Annotated in this window: 16 protein-coding genes and 1 pseudogene; 9 read left to right on the top strand and 8 right to left on the bottom strand. The window is 55.2% G+C overall.

What is annotated here, in order from left to right; translation table 11 throughout:
* Positions 1-11: 11 nt before the first annotated feature.
* Complete coding sequence (locus GPJ68_RS07720) at positions 12-719, bottom strand: type IV pilus major pilin (RefSeq protein WP_104652271.1); 708 nt, start codon at positions 717-719, stop codon at positions 12-14.
* Between the two features lie 557 nt (positions 720-1276).
* A complete protein-coding gene (locus GPJ68_RS07725) occupies positions 1277-2560 on the bottom strand; it encodes a putative acyl-CoA thioester hydrolase (protein WP_046274669.1) in 1284 nt (427 codons plus the stop codon).
* A gap of 223 nt (positions 2561-2783) precedes the next feature.
* Here GPJ68_RS07725 and hutI point away from each other — a divergent pair, with 223 nt between their 5' ends.
* The 5 genes from hutI (at position 2784) to hutH (ending at position 9085) form a co-directional block, all read left to right on the top strand.
* Positions 2784-4007 (top strand): imidazolonepropionase, encoded by a 1224-nt coding sequence (gene hutI, locus GPJ68_RS07730; protein ID WP_104652270.1) that lies wholly within the window; start codon positions 2784-2786, stop codon positions 4005-4007.
* Positions 4004-4945 carry a formimidoylglutamase gene (hutG, locus tag GPJ68_RS07735; protein ID WP_104652269.1) on the top strand — a complete coding sequence of 314 codons (942 nt, stop codon included), beginning with the start codon at positions 4004-4006 and terminating at the stop codon, positions 4943-4945. The genes hutI and hutG overlap by 4 nt, the downstream gene beginning before the upstream one ends.
* An 87-nt stretch (positions 4946-5032) precedes the next feature.
* Entirely contained in the window at positions 5033-5752 is a 720-nt protein-coding gene (locus GPJ68_RS07740; RefSeq protein WP_016152334.1) for a histidine utilization repressor, read from the top strand.
* A 125-nt stretch (positions 5753-5877) separates the two neighbouring features.
* Positions 5878-7563: a urocanate hydratase gene (gene hutU, locus GPJ68_RS07745; RefSeq protein ID WP_180837221.1), complete on the top strand. Its 1686-nt coding sequence runs from the start codon at positions 5878-5880 to the stop codon at positions 7561-7563.
* A gap of 1 nt (position 7564) precedes the next feature.
* Positions 7565-9085 carry a histidine ammonia-lyase gene (gene hutH, locus GPJ68_RS07750; RefSeq protein WP_104652267.1) on the top strand — a complete coding sequence of 507 codons (1521 nt, stop codon included), beginning with the start codon at positions 7565-7567 and terminating at the stop codon, positions 9083-9085.
* A gap of 56 nt (positions 9086-9141) precedes the next feature.
* Here hutH and GPJ68_RS07755 read toward each other — a convergent pair whose 3' ends face one another.
* The 5 genes and pseudogenes from GPJ68_RS07755 to bioA form a co-directional block, all read right to left on the bottom strand.
* Positions 9142-9618, bottom strand: a complete 477-nt coding sequence (locus tag GPJ68_RS07755) for a kinase inhibitor (protein WP_180837223.1) — start codon at positions 9616-9618, stop codon at positions 9142-9144.
* A 99-nt stretch (positions 9619-9717) separates the two neighbouring features.
* Positions 9718-9870, bottom strand: a pseudogene (locus GPJ68_RS25100) (phage tail protein); the annotation flags it as partial.
* Positions 9839-10099 carry a hypothetical protein gene (locus tag GPJ68_RS07760; RefSeq protein WP_104652265.1) on the bottom strand — a complete coding sequence of 87 codons (261 nt, stop codon included), beginning with the start codon at positions 10097-10099 and terminating at the stop codon, positions 9839-9841. The pseudogene GPJ68_RS25100 and the gene GPJ68_RS07760, both read right to left, overlap by 32 nt.
* 171 nt (positions 10100-10270) lie before the next feature.
* Entirely contained in the window at positions 10271-10705 is a 435-nt protein-coding gene (locus GPJ68_RS07765) for a hypothetical protein (protein ID WP_049043076.1), read from the bottom strand.
* A gap of 358 nt (positions 10706-11063) precedes the next feature.
* Positions 11064-12353, bottom strand: a complete 1290-nt coding sequence (bioA, locus tag GPJ68_RS07770; protein WP_172860553.1) for an adenosylmethionine--8-amino-7-oxononanoate transaminase — start codon at positions 12351-12353, stop codon at positions 11064-11066.
* Between the two features lie 76 nt (positions 12354-12429).
* Here bioA and bioB point away from each other — a divergent pair, with 76 nt between their 5' ends.
* Genes bioB through bioD form a run of 4 tightly spaced genes read left to right on the top strand, consistent with a single transcriptional unit; the run spans position 12430 to position 16054 of the window.
* Positions 12430-13470 (top strand): biotin synthase BioB, encoded by a 1041-nt coding sequence (gene bioB / locus GPJ68_RS07775; protein WP_029139462.1) that lies wholly within the window; start codon positions 12430-12432, stop codon positions 13468-13470.
* Positions 13467-14624 (top strand): 8-amino-7-oxononanoate synthase, encoded by a 1158-nt coding sequence (gene bioF, locus GPJ68_RS07780; RefSeq protein WP_104652263.1) that lies wholly within the window; start codon positions 13467-13469, stop codon positions 14622-14624. The genes bioB and bioF overlap by 4 nt, the downstream gene beginning before the upstream one ends.
* Positions 14608-15363, top strand: coding sequence for a malonyl-ACP O-methyltransferase BioC (bioC, locus tag GPJ68_RS07785; RefSeq protein ID WP_016156049.1), 756 nt, complete (start codon positions 14608-14610; stop codon positions 15361-15363). Before bioF ends, bioC begins: the two co-directional genes overlap by 17 nt.
* Positions 15356-16054: a dethiobiotin synthase gene (gene bioD, locus GPJ68_RS07790; protein WP_104652262.1), complete on the top strand. Its 699-nt coding sequence runs from the start codon at positions 15356-15358 to the stop codon at positions 16052-16054. Before bioC ends, bioD begins: the two co-directional genes overlap by 8 nt.
* On the opposite strand, the gene GPJ68_RS07795 is transcribed toward bioD, so the two are convergent.
* The gene (locus GPJ68_RS07795; protein ID WP_172860552.1) at positions 16044-16742 is read right to left on the bottom strand and encodes an ATP-binding cassette domain-containing protein; all 699 of its coding nucleotides are present in this window, start codon (positions 16740-16742) and stop codon (positions 16044-16046) included. The two genes, bioD and GPJ68_RS07795, sit on opposite strands and share 11 nt — an antisense overlap.
* Positions 16743-16968: the final 226 nt, after the last annotated feature.

Raw genomic sequence — 16968 nt, forward strand, 5'->3', positions numbered from 1 at the left:
GCCAGTATTTATTAACGGCTACCTAAAACGATAGCGTTAGTTGGACCAGTTGGATCAGTGTCACAGACACCAGTTGCGACGATATTGGCAGGCGTTAACTGATCAGCAGTCGTTGTTTTCAAAATACCACTAGCAGGGTTAGCAGCAACACTGATATCAATTGCTGCAGCACCTACACCAGACATTGCACCTGCAGCCGCTGTAGTGGTCGCCACATAATCCCATTGAGAACCAACCTGTGACACAATGTTACGGCAATCTTCCATCTCCAGTCCGTTGATTACCATAAAGAAAGCCTTATTCTTCGTGGCATCAGCGGCAAGTTTTGCAGGTCCAATTTCAAAAGCATCGTTAGAGAATCCATTGAACGCTTCACTAGGACCGATTTTACCCATCTTGACCAGACCAACGATTGCGGATAATCCAGTTGATGTCTCGATCCCAGCTTTTGTTTCTGCATTTGAATCCTGGCGAGCCGGATATTGATCGGAGTCTTTATACGCCTCTGTCATCGCAACACGGACAGAGTTCGTATTATCGGTCAGGTCTGAAATATCCTGAGATGTAAACGCACGCTGTGCCAGAATAACCACGCCTGCGGCAATAATACCGATAATGCCCAGTACAATGATAATTTCAAGCAGCGTTACGCCTTTCTGCTTTTTCAGCTCACGATACTGCGCTGATTTCCTTTTCCATGAATGAATCATGCTTTTCATATCCATAAATCCTTAGATATTAGTTGCTGTAAAAAATTAACCCTGCACACATTGTGCCAAAACATTATATGCGGCATTTTTCGTAAAGCACCAGAAGCTAAAGGTTGTGACGGGATAATTAGGAAAAAAGGTGACTGGTCAGATGAGTTTTTTTTGAATCATTTTTTTCATATATATTTTATATATAACAAATATCCTAAGTTTTTTTGAGTTATTTTTAGATAACGTTACGGTAATTTTCCTTTTCCGGAGAGTGATATATATTGATGGGGTTAATGTATTAAAATTAATATAGATTGGCTTTTATCTATTTTGGGTTAAAAATTGAGTTTAGCGGCAGAATAATATTTATCCAGTTAAGCGTTTCTGTAACTTACTTATGTTAGCGCCTGGGCTTGCCTTCATACAACTCGAATTATTTTGGCTATAAATAAATTGATTCACGCGATCGATTTCAAACCTGCGTTGGTGAAAATATGACCTGTGTGAAGAAAAGACGTTGAAAGCGGTGAAGGGGGCTGGCGGGAGTGTTCCCGCCAGCGGTTTGATGGCTGTGATTACTGCTTCGGTTCGGCAACCACTTTGCTACCGATACCGCGGTTGTTGTATTCCCACATGCGGTTGAAGTTGGTGTCGTTCAGGTTGCGCTGGATTTCACCTTTGTCATCTTGTGCACCGGTATTACCGGCAAAAGGACGCTTCGAGATAACGCTGTCAGCCCATGGTTTTGCCATGTTAAAGCCTTCGTTGATCACGCTGTCGCGGATAACGACCTGACCGTTTGTGTTTGAATCGACATCCAGCGAGCGGCCCAACTGTGCCACGCCATCACCACTCGCCGTGAAGCGGCTATTTGTGGCGAGGAAGCCGTAGTAGATGTTTGACAGCGTCGCTGGTGCAAACACATAGGCTTCCTGCTGCGTACGGGAGTTCACAACGCGGAAATCGGTGTTATCGAACACCACGGCGCCGCGACCGGAAACAATATCCACATCCCCTTCAATGTAGCTGTTGGTTACCAAAGTACGCGGTTGACGATCGTTTTCCAGACGGTTTTGTACGCCGCTGTTAGTCACGAAAAACGTATTCTGGCGACCGAGGATGTTGACCTTATTGATCTGCACTTTATCGCCATCGGTACGTAGCGCAACGGCCGGGTGATTACCCGCATCAACGCTGTCACCCAGATTGTTTTCGATGGTCAGGTTCTGCAATTGCAGACCGTTATTTTGCGACCAGACGACGGCAGAACACATCACGCCAATATTTGTGCCGCGCTTGTTCTGGCAATTATCAAACATATACCACGCCGGTTTACCCGGCATGTATTTACCGCCCGGGTTCACCGTACGACGCCAGTCTGCGGTGCTCATGTCACCATCAATAGCCTGGCCAATTTTCACATCCAGCGGTTTTTCGCCCATACCGTACAGCGTCAGACTCCCCGTTGCTGCCGGGATATATACCGTGCCCTGATACTCGCCCGGCATAATCGCGATGTACTGACGTTTGTTAGTACGTTTGATGATTGCCGCATCAACCGCAGCCTGAATGCTGGTATGGGTGACGCCCTGAGTCCCAGCCGGGCCAACCACGAAGTCAGGCTGTGCAGGCAGAGAAATAGCAGAAGGGCTCCACGGCGCGGTGTTTGGCGTCAGCGCGGAAAAATAGTGTGCAGCAACGAAGTTATTCGCTTCATTGGCCGACAAGATCGGGCGCGAAGAGGTACCTGGCGCGGTCTGATCGGAAGGAATTTGATCGGGCGGCGTAGAGCTACAGGCGGTCAGCGTCACGCCAAAAGCCATTGCCAGCGCCAGACGGGAAACTGATGATATGTTCACAGGTTGCTCCGGGCTTTGAAAGTTATCCATTGAAGCCTGCTTTTTTATACTAAGTTGAGCGAAACGGGAAGGTTAAAAGGTAAAAAGTTGTTTTTATCGCCGTAATGCCCGGTGCGGAGAGTTCTTATATCACAAATACATAACAATTACGGTCCTTCAGGTTGACAACATCCGTATAATCAAAAATAAATGTCTATACAACCTATGACAAGTGGTGAGTCGAATGCAGCAATTCTTCCCTGATGATGTTATCTGGCGCAATGTTCGTCTGGCGACCATGGATCCCGAACGTAACACCCCGTATGGGCTGGTAGAGGGTCATGCGCTGATCGTCCGCCAGGGGAAGATTCGCGATATCGTCCCGGAGTCATCGCTCTATCTCACACATGACAACACCTTTGATATGCAGGGCAGGCTAATTACACCTGGCCTGATTGACTGTCATACGCATCTGGTCTTTGGTGGAAACCGCGCAGGTGAATGGGAGCAGCGGCTAAACGGTGTCTCCTACCAGCAGATAAGCGCCCAGGGCGGGGGTATCAATGCCACGGTATCAGCAACCCGCAGCGCCAGTGATGAGCAACTCTTACATCTAGCGCATCAGCGTATGGAACAGCTGATCAAAGAAGGCGTTACGTTGCTGGAAATAAAATCCGGTTACGGCCTGGATTTGCAGACAGAAGAGAAAATATTGCGCGTGGCAGCAGCGCTGGCGGCGGAGAATATCATTGAAATAAGCCCCACGCTGTTGGCTGCCCATGCGACTCCAGCAGAATACCGGGATGATCCTGACGGCTATATTACGCTGGTGTGTGAGACCATTTTGCCGCAGCTGTGGGAACAAGGGCTGTTCGAGACCGTCGATCTGTTTTGTGAAAGCGTGGGTTTTACGTTGGCGCAGAGCGAGCGGGTGTTTCAGGCCGCGCAGGCGTTGGGCATCCCGATTAAAGGTCATGTTGAACAGCTGTCATTGCTGGGTGGCGCACAGCTGGTAAGCCGCTACCACGGGTTATCCGCCGATCATATTGAATATCTCGATGAAGCGGGCGTAGCGGCGATGAGCCAAAGCGGTACGGTCGGCGTGCTGCTGCCCGGCGCATTCTATTTCCTTAAAGAGCAACAGCGTCCGCCGGTGGCATTGCTGCGTCAGTATCAGGTACCGATGGCGGTGGCGACAGATTTTAACCCAGGTACCAGCCCGTTTATCAGCCTGCACTGGGCGATGAATATGGCCTGCGTTCAGTTTGGCTTAACGCCGGAAGAAGCATGGGCGGGCGTCACCCGTCATGCGGCCCGGGCGCTGGGACGTCATGCCACTCATGGTCAATTGAAGGCCGGGTTTGTGGCCGATTTTGTGGTGTGGGATGCAACTCTCCCGGTCGAGATCCTGTATGAACCGGGGCGTAACCCGATCTACCAACGCGTATTCAAAGGACAAATAGTATGACTCACTGGCAACCTGTTTCACCTGCGCTGTGGCAGGGACGTGATGACCGCGCCGAATCGCCGAATGCGCTGCGCCTGTTTCAGACTATCACGCTGAGCCCGACATTTAGCCCAGAAATGTATCGCGAGCAGATAGCGCTGCTTGGGTTTGCCTGCGACGAAGGCGTGAAACGTAATCAGGGCCGGACGGGAGCCGCCGGAGCGCCTGATGTGCTGCGCAAGGCGCTGGCGAATTTAGCCAGCCACGATGGGCATCATCGGCTGGTGGATCTGGGAAATATTGTGGCCCAAGCCCCCGACCTTGAGGGCGCGCAGCAGGCGCTACGCAATGCGGTGCAGCGCTGTCAGCAGGAGAATATACGTACCTTTGTTCTGGGAGGAGGACACGAAACCGCATTTGCGCACGGCGCAGGCGTGCTGGATGCGTTCCCGCAGGCGAAAGTGGGGATCGTCAACTTCGATGCGCACCTCGATTTGCGCCATGCCGATCAGGCTACTTCCGGCACACCGTTTCGCCAACTGGCGCAGCTTTGCGATGAACAGCAGCGTGAATTTCACTATGCCTGTATCGGCGTCAGTCGGGCGGCAAACACCCTGGCGTTATGGGATGAGGCGCAGCGGCTCGGTGTGACCGTGGTTGAGGATCTGTACTGTGCAACGGCGCAGGCGCAGTTAGCGCAGTTTGTCGCCAACCTGGATGTTATCTATCTGACTATCGATCTCGACGTGCTGCCGGTGTGGGAAATGCCCGGCGTGTCGGCACCCGCTGCGCTGGGCGTACCGTTGGCGACGCTGCTGAATCTGATTGAACCCCTGTGTCGTAGCGGTAAACTGCAGGCGGTGGATATGGTTGAATTTAATCCACGCTTTGACGATGATGGCAGAGCGGCGCGCGTTGCGGCGCGATTAGGTTGGCAAATCGCGCACTGGTGGCACTGATATACCTGATGGCGTTGCGCTTATCAGGTTCGGGTAATGTCTGTAAACTGTACCCACTCACATTCTCAGCTTAAGGAAGGCTTACGCATGCTCCCATCCCGTTCTGCTCCGGCACCTTTTTACGAAAAGGTCAAACAGGAGATCAGCGAAAAGATTGCCAGCGGTATCTGGCAACCTCACGATCGCATTCCCTCTGAGGCGGAGCTGGTGGCGCAGTATGGTTTCAGCCGCATGACCATCAACCGGGCGCTGCGTGAGTTAACGGATGAAGGGTTACTGGTTCGTTTGCAGGGCGTAGGGACGTTTGTCGCCGAGCCGAAGGGCCAGTCTGCGCTGTTTGAAATTCGCAGCATCGCGGATGAAATCAACGCCCGTCAGCATCAGCACCGCTGCGAGGTGATCACGCTGGAACGAACCCAGGCAAGCGCGCAGCAGGCTTTGGTGTTAAACGTCAAAGAAGGCACCTCCATTTTTCACTCTGTCATGGTGCACTACGAGAACGAACTGCCGGTGCAGATTGAAGATCGCTGCGTGAATGCCGAAATTGTGCCGGCGTATCTGGCGCAGGATTACAGCCAGACTACGCCGCACGCGTATCTGTCGCTGATAGCCCCTTTAACGGAAGGCGAGCATATTGTTGAAGCGGTCCGCGCCAGTGCCGAAGAGTGCGCGCTGCTGAATATCAAAGAACACGATCCCTGCCTGTTGATCCGCCGTAAAACCTGGTCTGCGTCATCCATTGTCTCTCATGCCCGTTTGCTCTTCCCGGGTTCCCGCTATCGCCTGCAAGGGCGGTTTATGTCCTGAAAAGCGTGATTGCTGCCGCAGTATAATAAAATTGTATCTTTTTTGTTAAAAGCACGCTTGCGACAACTTGTATAGACAAGTATATGTTGCTTATCTGTCCGATCGTTCGCGAGGAGTGCTCTACCATGTCTCATAGCAAGTACCGTCAGCAGGATATTCGTGCCCCACGCGGCACTACTTTAACGGCCAAAAGCTGGCTGACCGAAGCGCCGCTGCGCATGTTAATGAACAACCTGGATCCCGATGTGGCGGAAAATCCGCATGAGCTGGTGGTATACGGCGGGATTGGTCGCGCCGCGCGGGACTGGGAATGTTATGACGCCATCGTCAACGCGCTGACCAAACTGGAGACCGATGAGACCCTGCTGGTCCAGTCCGGTAAACCGGTTGGCGTTTTCAAAACCCATGACAATGCGCCGCGCGTGCTGATTGCCAACTCCAACCTGGTGCCACATTGGGCTACCTGGGAACACTTCAACGAGCTGGACGCCAAAGGGCTGGCGATGTATGGCCAGATGACCGCCGGGAGCTGGATCTACATCGGTAGCCAGGGCATCGTGCAGGGGACTTATGAAACCTTCGTTGAGGCCGGGCGTCAGCATTATCAGGGTAACCTGAGCGGACGCTGGGTGCTGACCGCCGGGTTGGGCGGCATGGGTGGGGCGCAACCGTTAGCCGCAACGCTGGCAGGTGCTTGCTCGCTGAATATTGAGTGCCAGCAAAGCCGGATCGATTTCCGTCTGCGTACCCGCTACGTGGATGAGCAGGCGACATCGCTTGACGACGCGCTGGCGCGTATCGAAAAGTACACCCGTGAGGGGAAAGCGGTCTCCATTGCGCTATGCGCTAACGCCGCCGACGTTGTGCCGGAACTGGTGAGGCGCGGTGTGCGCCCGGATATGGTCACTGACCAGACCAGCGCCCACGATCCGCTGCATGGTTATCTGCCGTCCGGCTGGAGCTGGGAAGCGTATCAGGAGCAAGCGGTGTCCGATCCGCAGGGCACGGTACAGGCGGCGAAACGCTCAATGGCAACGCACGTCGAGGCAATGCTGGCGTTCAGCAAAATGGGCGTGCCGACGTTTGATTACGGCAACAACATTCGCCAGATGGCCAAAGAGATGGGCGTGGAAAACGCCTTTGATTTCCCCGGTTTCGTCCCTGCTTATATTCGCCCTCTGTTCTGCCGCGGCATTGGCCCATTCCGTTGGGTGGCGCTTTCCGGCGATCCGCAGGATATTTATAAAACGGATGCCAAAGTGAAAGAGATCGTCGCTGACGATAAACATCTGCACCACTGGCTGGATATGGCGCGTGAGTGGATTAACTTCCAGGGATTACCGGCGCGTATCTGCTGGGTCGGTCTGGAATGGCGTCAAAAACTGGGGCTGGCGTTTAATGAAATGGTGCGCAGCGGCGAAGTGTCTGCGCCGATTGTTATTGGCCGTGACCATCTGGATTCCGGCTCCGTCGCCAGCCCGAACCGCGAAACCGAAGCCATGCGCGACGGTTCTGATGCAGTATCCGACTGGCCGCTGCTGAACGCGCTGCTTAACACCGCCAGCGGTGCAACCTGGGTGTCACTGCATCACGGTGGCGGGGTAGGAATGGGCTTCTCCCAGCATGCCGGGATGGTGATTGTTTGCGATGGCACTGATGAAGCCGCAGCGCGTATCGCCCGGGTATTACATAACGATCCGGCTACCGGGGTGATGCGCCACGCCGACGCCGGGTATGACATTGCGGTGGAATGCGCCGTCGAAGAAGGGCTGAATTTGCCGATGGTCGCGGCGACGCAGGAGAAACGTTGATATGAACACCATGACATTAACGCCGGGTCATCTGAGCTTTGCGCAACTGCGCGACATCTGGCAGCAGCCGGTCAAACTGAGCTTGGATGCCGGGGCGATTGATGCGATCAACGCAAGCGTCTCCTGCGTCAATAATATTGTCGCTGAAGGCCGTACGGCGTATGGCATTAATACCGGCTTTGGCCTGCTGGCTCAGACCCGTATCGCCACGGAAGATTTGCAGAATTTACAGCGTTCGCTGGTGCTTTCCCATGCGGCAGGCGTTGGTGAGGCGCTCGATGACGCGATGGTTCGCCTGATTATGGTGCTGAAAATCAACAGCCTGGCGCGGGGTTTTTCGGGTATTCGTCTCAGCGTGATTGAAGCGCTGATTGCGCTGGTGAATGCCGGGGTGTATCCACTGATCCCGGCGAAAGGGTCAGTGGGCGCATCGGGCGACCTGGCACCGCTGGCGCATATGTCTCTGACGCTGCTGGGCGAAGGTAAAGCGCGCTGGCAGGGGGAATGGCTTCCGGCGACCGAAGCGCTGAAAAAGGCCGGGCTGGAGCCGATTACGCTGGAGGCGAAAGAAGGGCTGGCGCTGCTCAATGGTACCCAGGCTTCCACAGCCTTTGCGCTGCGCGGGTTAATTGAAGCCCAGGAGCTGTTCGCGTCTGCGACGGTGTGTGGGGCGCTGACCACCGAAGCCGTATTGGGCTCTCGTCGTCCGTTTGATGCCCGTATTCATGCCGCACGAGGACAGCGTGGGCAGATTGATGCCGCAACGCTGTACCGCCACGTGTTGACCGACACCAGCGCGCTTTCCCAGTCGCATCATAACTGTGAAAAAGTGCAGGATCCGTATTCTTTGCGCTGTCAGCCGCAGGTGATGGGGGCGTGCCTGACGCAAATGCGTCAGGTAATGGAGGTCCTGCTGGTAGAAGCCAACGCGGTTTCCGACAACCCGCTGGTGTTTGCCGAAGAGGGCGATGTCATTTCCGGCGGCAACTTCCATGCTGAACCGGTGGCGATGGCGGCAGATAATCTGGCGCTGGCGATTGCGGAAATCGGGGCGTTATCAGAGCGACGGATTGCGCTGATGATGGACAAACATATGTCGCAGTTGCCGCCGTTCCTGGTGAAAAACGGCGGGGTGAACTCCGGCTTTATGATTGCTCAGGTAACCGCGGCCGCGCTGGCGAGCGAGAACAAAGCGCTGGCGCATCCGCACAGCGTTGACAGCCTGCCGACCTCCGCCAACCAGGAAGATCATGTGTCTATGGCACCGGCAGCGGGCCGCAGGTTGTGGGAGATGGCGGCGAATACGCGCGGCGTGATTGCCGTGGAGTGGCTGGCGGCGTGTCAGGGGATTGACCTGCGTGAAGGGTTAACCTCAAGCCCGCTGCTGGAGCAGGCGCGCCAGGCTCTGCGCGAGCAGGTTGCCCACTATACGCAGGATCGCTTTTTTGCTCCGGATATTGAGTGCGCAACCGAACTGTTAGCCCAGGGGGCATTGTTGAAATTGTTGCCTGAATTTCTGTAGATAAGCCTTGTTTAGTAGGCCGGATGCGGCGAAGCCGACATCCGGCACAACACAGCTTAACTGAACATCGCTGTAATCGAGGCGCTGGCGAGCGAGTGGAAGTGAACGTTAAAGCCAACCATCGCGCCGCTGGCGTCCTCATCGACATCAATACGCTCCACATCCAACGCGTGAACCGTAAAGATATAGCGATGGGTTTCCCCCTTCGGCGGCGCAGCACCGCCATAACCTGCTTTCCCAAAATCCGTACGGGTATGAATCACCCCATCCGGCAGCGCAACCAGCCCGGAGCCGAAGCCTTGCGTGAGTACGCGGGTATCTGCTGGCAGATTTACCACCACCCAGTGCCACCAGCCGGAGCCGGTTGGCGCATCAGGATCGTAGCAGGTCACGACAAAGCTTTTGGCCCCTGCTGGCACGTCATCCCACGCCAGATGCGGGGAAATATTATCCCCGTCATATCCCATGCCGTTAAAGACGTGGCGATGCGCAAGCTTTTCGCCATCGCGCAGATCGTTACTGATTAGTTTCATGCTGACTCCTCTCGTAAGCCAAAAAGTGTAGCCAGGAACCGTATGTAGCGTGGCGAAATATTCTGGACTGTTTTGCGTTCAATCAAGGGTGGCAAATCCGGTTTCGTGCAAACCAAGGTATGTGAGAATGTCGGCAATAGTGTTCTTGCTGATAATGTCACGACCAACAGAAGTTAAATCAGCCAGCGCTGCCTTATCCTCTCCGGTGAAGTAGGGTACTTTATTCGCACTGGTGACCAGTCCAGCCAGTGCGGCATCGAGTAAACTCCAGATACTCCTTCTCGGCGGTGTCAGGGAAAATCTGGCGAATAATCCAGCCCTGATAGGCGTAGAGATCGTCCGCCACGCCTGATACAGCATTAGCCCGGACGGCGTAGTCGCTGTCGCTGCTGGTGTCGACGTTCTCATCGGGTAGCGTGTTCTGCATATCGCGTAACTGGCGGTCGGTACTTTCCGCAACGGTCGGGACGGGAAATGTCATTAAATAATCCTTACTGGGTGCCGGAACGTGTGCGGGGTGCCGGTGCTGTCGGTTAAACCCACTGCATGAGCGGTTATTGTGTGGTGTTGAGTATTCAGGGAGCGGCTGCGGCACGAAAAATCAAAGGGAAGCGGAGGAAAGGACCCGGCCATATTGACCGGGTTAATTATCTTACTTAACCTGACGGGCTTTGTCTGCTTTCCATTCCTCATATGTTGCTTCGAGGAACCACAAGCAGCGAGCGCCCTTATCAGTGCTTAACAACGCAGGACGTGTCCGCTGATAAAAATCCTCAACGGTTGCTGGAGCTTCAACAGGCACTCCGCAGACAATATCAGTCCCGATCATGTGCGGCCATTTTCCCGCGTCAATGACGCTGAGCGCATCAAGAGCGCCGGTTGTATTTGCTGTTAGGGCAGCAGATAAAGCATCTTCCAGTTTAATGGCCTGCTTAACATCTGCCGCAGCCGCGAGTTCTGGCGTTTTATTCAGCCACGCTTGATCGCCCGTAGCCACGCCTTTCAGCGCATCGGGCCAGTTCACTTCGCCAACTGCTGAAGTGGCCACAATAAACGGAAGTAGTAGCAATAATGCGAGCCGTTTCATCGTACAACCTCAAGCGGGCCGTCTTCACGTCCATGAACATCGACGGAACCTTTGATATCAGCGCCGCCGTCATCTTTGAGCCATAAATAAGCTGGAATAGCCATTTTCTTAAAACTCCATTTAAGGAAAATCTCATAAAATCCTTTCACTTTAATCACTTACGTGACAAATTCACGCTATCGCTTATTAAATCACCCGTCAATTTTTGCTCAGCATCGATATAAAACGATTTACAATTTCTTTGATGCAAATAAAAAAAGGCCGGAATAATCCGGCCTTCATGTCTAAATATTGTTACTTAATCAGTCATCGAATAATCCGGGCTGTACCACTTTTCCACGTCCGGACCGGGCGCTGATTACTCGCTAAAAAATGTTGCACTGCGCACAGCCTCGTTTACGGCCTGGGTCAGACGACGCAACTGATCGGGCTGAATAATGTACGGCGGCATCAGATAGATCAGTTTGCCAAACGGTCGTACCCACACGCCCTGTTCAACAAAGAACTTCTGTAACGCCGCCATATTCACCGGATGCGTGGTTTCGATCACGCCGATGGCGCCGAGTACGCGCACGTCGGCTACCCAACTGGAGTCTGCCGCCGGGGCGAGTTCTGTCCGCAGTTGCGCTTCAATAGCCGCTACCTGTGAGCGCCACTCGCCGGTTTCGAGTAACGACAGGCTGGCGGAGGCGACGGCGCAGGCCAGCGGATTACCCATAAAGGTTGGACCGTGCATGAAGCATCCGGCTTCACCGTTGCTGATGGTTTCCGCGACCTGACGCGTGGTCAGGGTGGCGGAAAGGGTCATCGTTCCGCCGGTTAACGCTTTGCCGAGGCACAAAATGTCCGGAGTTATGTTGGCGTGTTCACAGGCAAAAAGCTTGCCTGTACGACCAAATCCGGTGGCGATTTCATCGGCAATCAGCAGGATCCCTTCACGGTCGCACATCTTACGGATGCGCTTTAACCATTCGGGATGATACATGCGCATGCCGCCAGCGCCCTGCACAATCGGCTCAAGGATCACCGCCGCAATCTCGTGGCGATGCGCGGCCATCAGGCGGGCAAAAGGCACCATATCCAGTTCGTCCCACTCGCCGTCCATGCGGCTTTGCGGGGCGGGCGCAAACAGGTTCTCCGGCAGATAACCCTTCCACAGACTGTGCATCGAGTTGTCGGGATCGCAGACCGACATCGCGCCGAAGGTATCGCCGTGATAACCGTTTCGAAATGTCAGGAAACGCTGACGGGATTCGCCTTTGGCCTGCCAGTATTGCAGCGCCATTTTCATTGCTACTTCTACGGCGACCGAACCTGAATCCGCGAGAAAAACGCACTCCAGCGCCTCTGGCGTCATCGCCACCAACTGGCGGCACAGAGCAATGGCCGGGGCATGGGTAATGCCGCCAAACATCACATGTGACATGGCATCAATCTGCGTTTTCATCGCGGCGTTCAGCTGTGGGTGATTGTAACCGTGGATCGCCGCCCACCAGGACGACATGCCGTCTATCAGCCTCTCACCGCTGGCTAAAATCAGTTCGCAACCTTCGGCACGCGCCACCGGATAAACCGGTAACGGGGAGGTCATGGAGGTGTAAGGGTGCCAGATATGGCGTTGGTCAAACGCAAGATCGTCCGTTGTCATAATCGACTTGTAAACCAAATTAAAAAGATTTAGGTTTACGAGTCTACACCAAACTCATAACGAAACGTATACCAATATGGCTCATTCTTCTCGCTGGACAATGTCGCAAGTCACCGAATTATTTGAAAAACCGCTGTTGGATCTGCTGTTTGAAGCGCAGCAGGTTCACCGTCAGCACTTCGATCCGCGGCAGGTTCAGGTCAGTACGCTGCTGTCGATTAAGACCGGTGCCTGCCCGGAAGACTGCAAATACTGCCCACAAAGCTCCCGCTATAAAACCGGTCTGGAAACGGAACGTTTGATGGAGGTTGAACAGGTACTGGACTCTGCGCGTAAAGCGAAACAGGCCGGTTCAACGCGGTTTTGCATGGGCGCGGCGTGGAAGAATCCACACGAACGCGACATGCCTTACCTGGAACAGATGGTTCAGGGCGTAAAAGAACTGGGGCTAGAAGCGTGTATGACGCTGGGTACGCTGAACGAAAATCAGGCCCAGCGGCTGGCCAATGCGGGTCTGGACTACTACAACCATAACCTCGACACCTCGCCGGAATTCTACGGCAATATCATCACAACCCGGTCGTACCAGGAGCGTCTGGATACGCTGGATAAAGTGCGTGAGGCGGGCATTAAAGTTTGCTCCGGCGGGATTGTGGGACTGGGGGAAACGGTGACCGACCGCGCGGGTCTGTTGCTGCAATTAGCAAATCTGCCAACGCCGCCAGAAAGCGTGCCGATCAACATGCTGGTGAAAGTGAAAGGCACGCCGCTTGCCGATAACGACGATGTGGATGCCTTTGATTTTATTCGTACTATCGCCGTGGCGCGGATCATGATGCCGACTTCATATGTCCGTCTTTCAGCCGGACGCGAGCAGATGAACGAACAAACTCAGGCGATGTGCTTTATGGCCGGGGCTAACTCGATTTTCTACGGCTGCAAACTGCTGACCACGCCGAATCCGAACGAAGATAAGGATTTGCTGTTGTTTCGCAAGCTGGGTCTCAATCCGCAGCAAACGGCGGTGCTGGCGGGCGATAACGAACAGCAGCAACGCCTGGAACAGGCGCTGCGTACCCCAGATACCGACGAATACTACAACGCGGCAACCGTATGACCTGGCAGCAAAAAATAGACGATGCGTTAACGGCGCGTCGTCGTGCTGATGCGTTGCGTCGGCGCTATGCGGTGACGCAGGGCGCCGGTCGCTGGCTGCAGGCCGACGGTCGCCAGTATCTGAACTTTTCCAGCAACGACTACCTTGGCTTAAGCCACCATCCGCATATTATCTGCGCGTGGCAGCAAGGCGCTGAGCGTTTTGGCGTCGGCAGCGGCGGCTCGGGTCATGTCAGCGGTTATTCCGTTGCTCATCAGGCGCTGGAAGATGAGCTGGCGCAATGGCTCGGCTATTCACGGGCGCTGCTGTTTATCTCCGGTTTTGCCGCTAATCAGGCGGTCATTGCCGCGCTGATGGGCAAAGAGGACCGGATTGTTGCTGACCGGCTCAGCCATGCCTCACTGCTGGAAGCTGCCAGCCTTAGCCCTGCCGTGCTACGTCGCTTTACCCATAACGATCCCCAACATCTGGAACGTCTGCTGACCACCCCCTGTCCGGGGCAACAACTCGTGGTCACTGAAGGTGTGTTCAGCATGGATGGCGATAGCGCACCGCTGGCGGAAATTCACGCGGTAGCAGAGCGGCAGGGCGCGTGGTTGCTGGTGGATGATGCGCACGGGATTGGCGTCAGCGGTGAGGAAGGGCGCGGTTCGTGCTCCCGACAGCAGGTGAAACCCGAGCTGTTAGTGGTGACGTTTGGCAAAGGGTTTGGCGTCAGCGGCGCGGCAATCTTGTGCTCAGACAGCGTGGCCGATTATCTGCTGCAGTTTGCCCGTCATCTGATCTACAGCACCAGTATGCCTCCGGCGCAGGCCCAGGCCTTGCGTGCCGCGCTGGAGGTGATCCGCAGCCGCGAAGGCGATGAGCGCAGAGAAAAACTGGCGATGCTGATCCAGCGTTTTCGCGCTGGGGTGAATACGCCGGACTTTACGCTGGCGCAGTCAGACAGCGCCATTCAGCCACTGATCGTGGGCGACAATCATAAAGCCTTGCAGCTGGCGGAGGCATTACGTCAACAGGGATGCTGGGTGACGGCTATTCGCCCACCGACGGTGCCGGTTGGTACGGCCAGGCTGCGGCTTACGCTGACCCAGGCGCATGAAGTCCAGGATATCGATCGCTTACTGGAGGTGCTGCATGGCTCAGGTCAATAAGCAGGCGATTGCTGCCGCGTTTGGTCGCGCGGCTACTCACTATGAGCAACACGCGGAACTTCAGCGTCAGAGCGCCGATGCGTTACTGGCGCGACTCGATGGTCGGGCATTCTCTCAGGTTTTAGATGCGGGCTGCGGACCCGGGCGTATGAGCCGTTACTGGCGGGAGCAGGGGAGCGAGGTCTGCGCGCTGGATCTGTCGGCGCAAATGCTGACTGAAGCGCAGCGTCACGATGTCGCCCACCGCTATTTGCTGGCGGATATTGAAGCCATTCCGCAGGCTGCTGCTACTTTCGACCTGGCCTGGAGCAATCTGGCCGTACAGTGGTGCAGTGACCTGCGCGGCGCGTTACGCGAGCTTTACCGGGTGGTGCGTCCTGGCGGGACGGTGGCGTTTAGTACCCTGGCGCAGGGGTCAATGCCGGAACTTCGTCAGGCGTGGCGAGCGGTTGATGAGCGGGAGCACGCCAATCGTTTTTTGCCCGTGGAGCAACTGGAAAACGCCCTGCATGGGTGGGACGTTGAATACCAGTCTCATGCCGTCACGCTGTGGTTTGACGATGCGCTGAGCGCCATGCGCTCGCTGAAGGGCATTGGCGCGACGCATTTGCATGATGGCCGCGAGCCGCGCGTCCTCACCCGCTCACAGTTGCGCCAGCTACAGCTAGCCTGGCCCTGCCAGCAGGGGAAATATCCGCTGACCTATCATCTATTTTTGGGAGTGATTCAACGTGACTAACACTTTTTTTGTCACCGGGACGGATACCGAAGTGGGGAAAACTATCGCCAGCTGCGCGTTGCTACAGGCGGCGGGGCAGAGGGGATTGCGAACCGTCGGCTATAAGCCAGTGGCGTCGGGCAGTGAAATGACGGTTGAAGGTCTGCGTAATAGCGATGCCCTGGCATTACAGCGCAACAGCGTTGTGACGGTGGATTATGCGGCTATCAACCCCTATACCTTCGCAGAACCTACCTCACCGCATATCATCAGCGCGGACGAAGGTCGCCCCATTCAGGCCTCTGTAATGTCTGCGGGTTTACGCGCGCTGGAACAACAGGCTGACTGGGTGCTGGTGGAAGGTGCCGGCGGGTGGTTTACGCCGCTTTCGCCAACGCTGAGTTTTGCTGATTGGGTGAAAACAGAGCAACTGCCGGTTATTCTGGTGGTTGGCGTTAAGCTCGGCTGTATCAACCACGCTGTGCTGACCGCCCAGGCGGTGCAGCAGGCCGGACTGATGCTTGCCGGATGGGTCGCTAATGATGTGACGCCACCTGGCAAGCGTCATGCTGAATATATGGCAACGCTCAGGCGTGTGCTTGCGGCTCCGCTGCTGGGGGAAATTCCCTGGCTGGCAGAAGAGCCGGAGCGGGCATCGACAGGACGTTATATCGATCTTAGCGTTTTGTCTGTGGCGTCACCTAATAGTTGATTAGCGGGTTGCTGAGCTGTGTGATTTGCCCCTGAGCCACGTTGCGCCCACGGTGTAACAGGCAGTAGCAGTCAGCGACCCGACGAATAAACGGCAGGCTCTGCTCCGCGAGCATTATGGCGATGCCGAGCTCCTGGCTTAATCTTACAACCAGGTTCCCCAGTTTGTGGATATATGCCTGGCCACTTCCCCGCGTGGGCTCATCGAGGATCAGCAGGCGCGGGCGTGTGACCAGCGCGCTGGCGAGCGCAAGCTGGTGCTGATCATCTTCCGATAATGCCGCCCCTTTGGCCTGACGCAGTACGAACAACTGTGGAAACAGGCGGTAAATATCACTGCTGTTCATCGTTTCGCTTTCCTCAACCGCCTGGCGCGCAATATGCAGATTTTCCTCTACCGTCAATTGCGAAAAAATCCGTCTCTCTTGTGAAACGTAGTTAATGCCCAGCGCGATGCGATTTGCCGCCGGAATGGGACTCAGGTCGCGCGGCGGTGCGCCAGCCTGATGCCAGAACATGGTGCCGCTTTCGATCGGTAAATTGCCGATAATGCAATTGGTCAGCGTAGTCTTTCCCATTCCTGGAAGCCCCAGCACACCGGTACATTTACCGGGCAGCAGGTCGAGATCCACATCCCATAGGGAGTGTTGATTACCGTAATAATGATTCACTGCGCGAAGACTCAACATAGATTCCTCCAGCATGATGCTATCCGCCCCACGTACAGGTCGTCGGAAGAAAATTGCAATTCTCTTGCCAGAAGAGGGATTGGGGTCAAAAAACAGCAGGAGAGTGTGCCGCGCAGGCGGTAACGTCTGGCTGGCCGGAGGGCTGGCGTTGTTTTGTGCACATTGCCAGTGCCTGGCGGTGTCGTAATGGTGCATGCAAGAAAATGATGAAAATGCGAGCAAGATC

Source organism: Citrobacter sp. 172116965, from assembly GCF_013458095.1.
GTDB lineage: Bacteria > Pseudomonadota > Gammaproteobacteria > Enterobacterales > Enterobacteriaceae > Citrobacter > Citrobacter braakii.

Coding starts and splice junctions, on each gene's coding strand:
- GPJ68_RS07760 (WP_104652265.1), bottom strand. CDS start 10,099: ATGACATTTCCCGTCCCGACCGTTGCGGAAAGTACCGACCGCCAGTTA.
- GPJ68_RS07740 (WP_016152334.1), top strand. CDS start 5,033: ATGCTCCCATCCCGTTCTGCTCCGGCACCTTTTTACGAAAAGGTCAAA.
- GPJ68_RS07795 (WP_172860552.1), bottom strand. CDS start 16,742: ATGTTGAGTCTTCGCGCAGTGAATCATTATTACGGTAATCAACACTCC.
- bioB (WP_029139462.1), top strand. CDS start 12,430: ATGGCTCATTCTTCTCGCTGGACAATGTCGCAAGTCACCGAATTATTT.
- bioC (WP_016156049.1), top strand. CDS start 14,608: ATGGCTCAGGTCAATAAGCAGGCGATTGCTGCCGCGTTTGGTCGCGCG.
- hutH (WP_104652267.1), top strand. CDS start 7,565: ATGAACACCATGACATTAACGCCGGGTCATCTGAGCTTTGCGCAACTG.
- bioF (WP_104652263.1), top strand. CDS start 13,467: ATGACCTGGCAGCAAAAAATAGACGATGCGTTAACGGCGCGTCGTCGT.
- hutU (WP_180837221.1), top strand. CDS start 5,878: ATGTCTCATAGCAAGTACCGTCAGCAGGATATTCGTGCCCCACGCGGC.
- bioA (WP_172860553.1), bottom strand. CDS start 12,353: ATGACAACGGACGATCTTGCGTTTGACCAACGCCATATCTGGCACCCT.
- hutI (WP_104652270.1), top strand. CDS start 2,784: ATGCAGCAATTCTTCCCTGATGATGTTATCTGGCGCAATGTTCGTCTG.
- GPJ68_RS07765 (WP_049043076.1), bottom strand. CDS start 10,705: ATGAAACGGCTCGCATTATTGCTACTACTTCCGTTTATTGTGGCCACT.
- GPJ68_RS07755 (WP_180837223.1), bottom strand. CDS start 9,618: ATGAAACTAATCAGTAACGATCTGCGCGATGGCGAAAAGCTTGCGCAT.
- hutG (WP_104652269.1), top strand. CDS start 4,004: ATGACTCACTGGCAACCTGTTTCACCTGCGCTGTGGCAGGGACGTGAT.
- GPJ68_RS07720 (WP_104652271.1), bottom strand. CDS start 719: ATGAAAAGCATGATTCATTCATGGAAAAGGAAATCAGCGCAGTATCGT.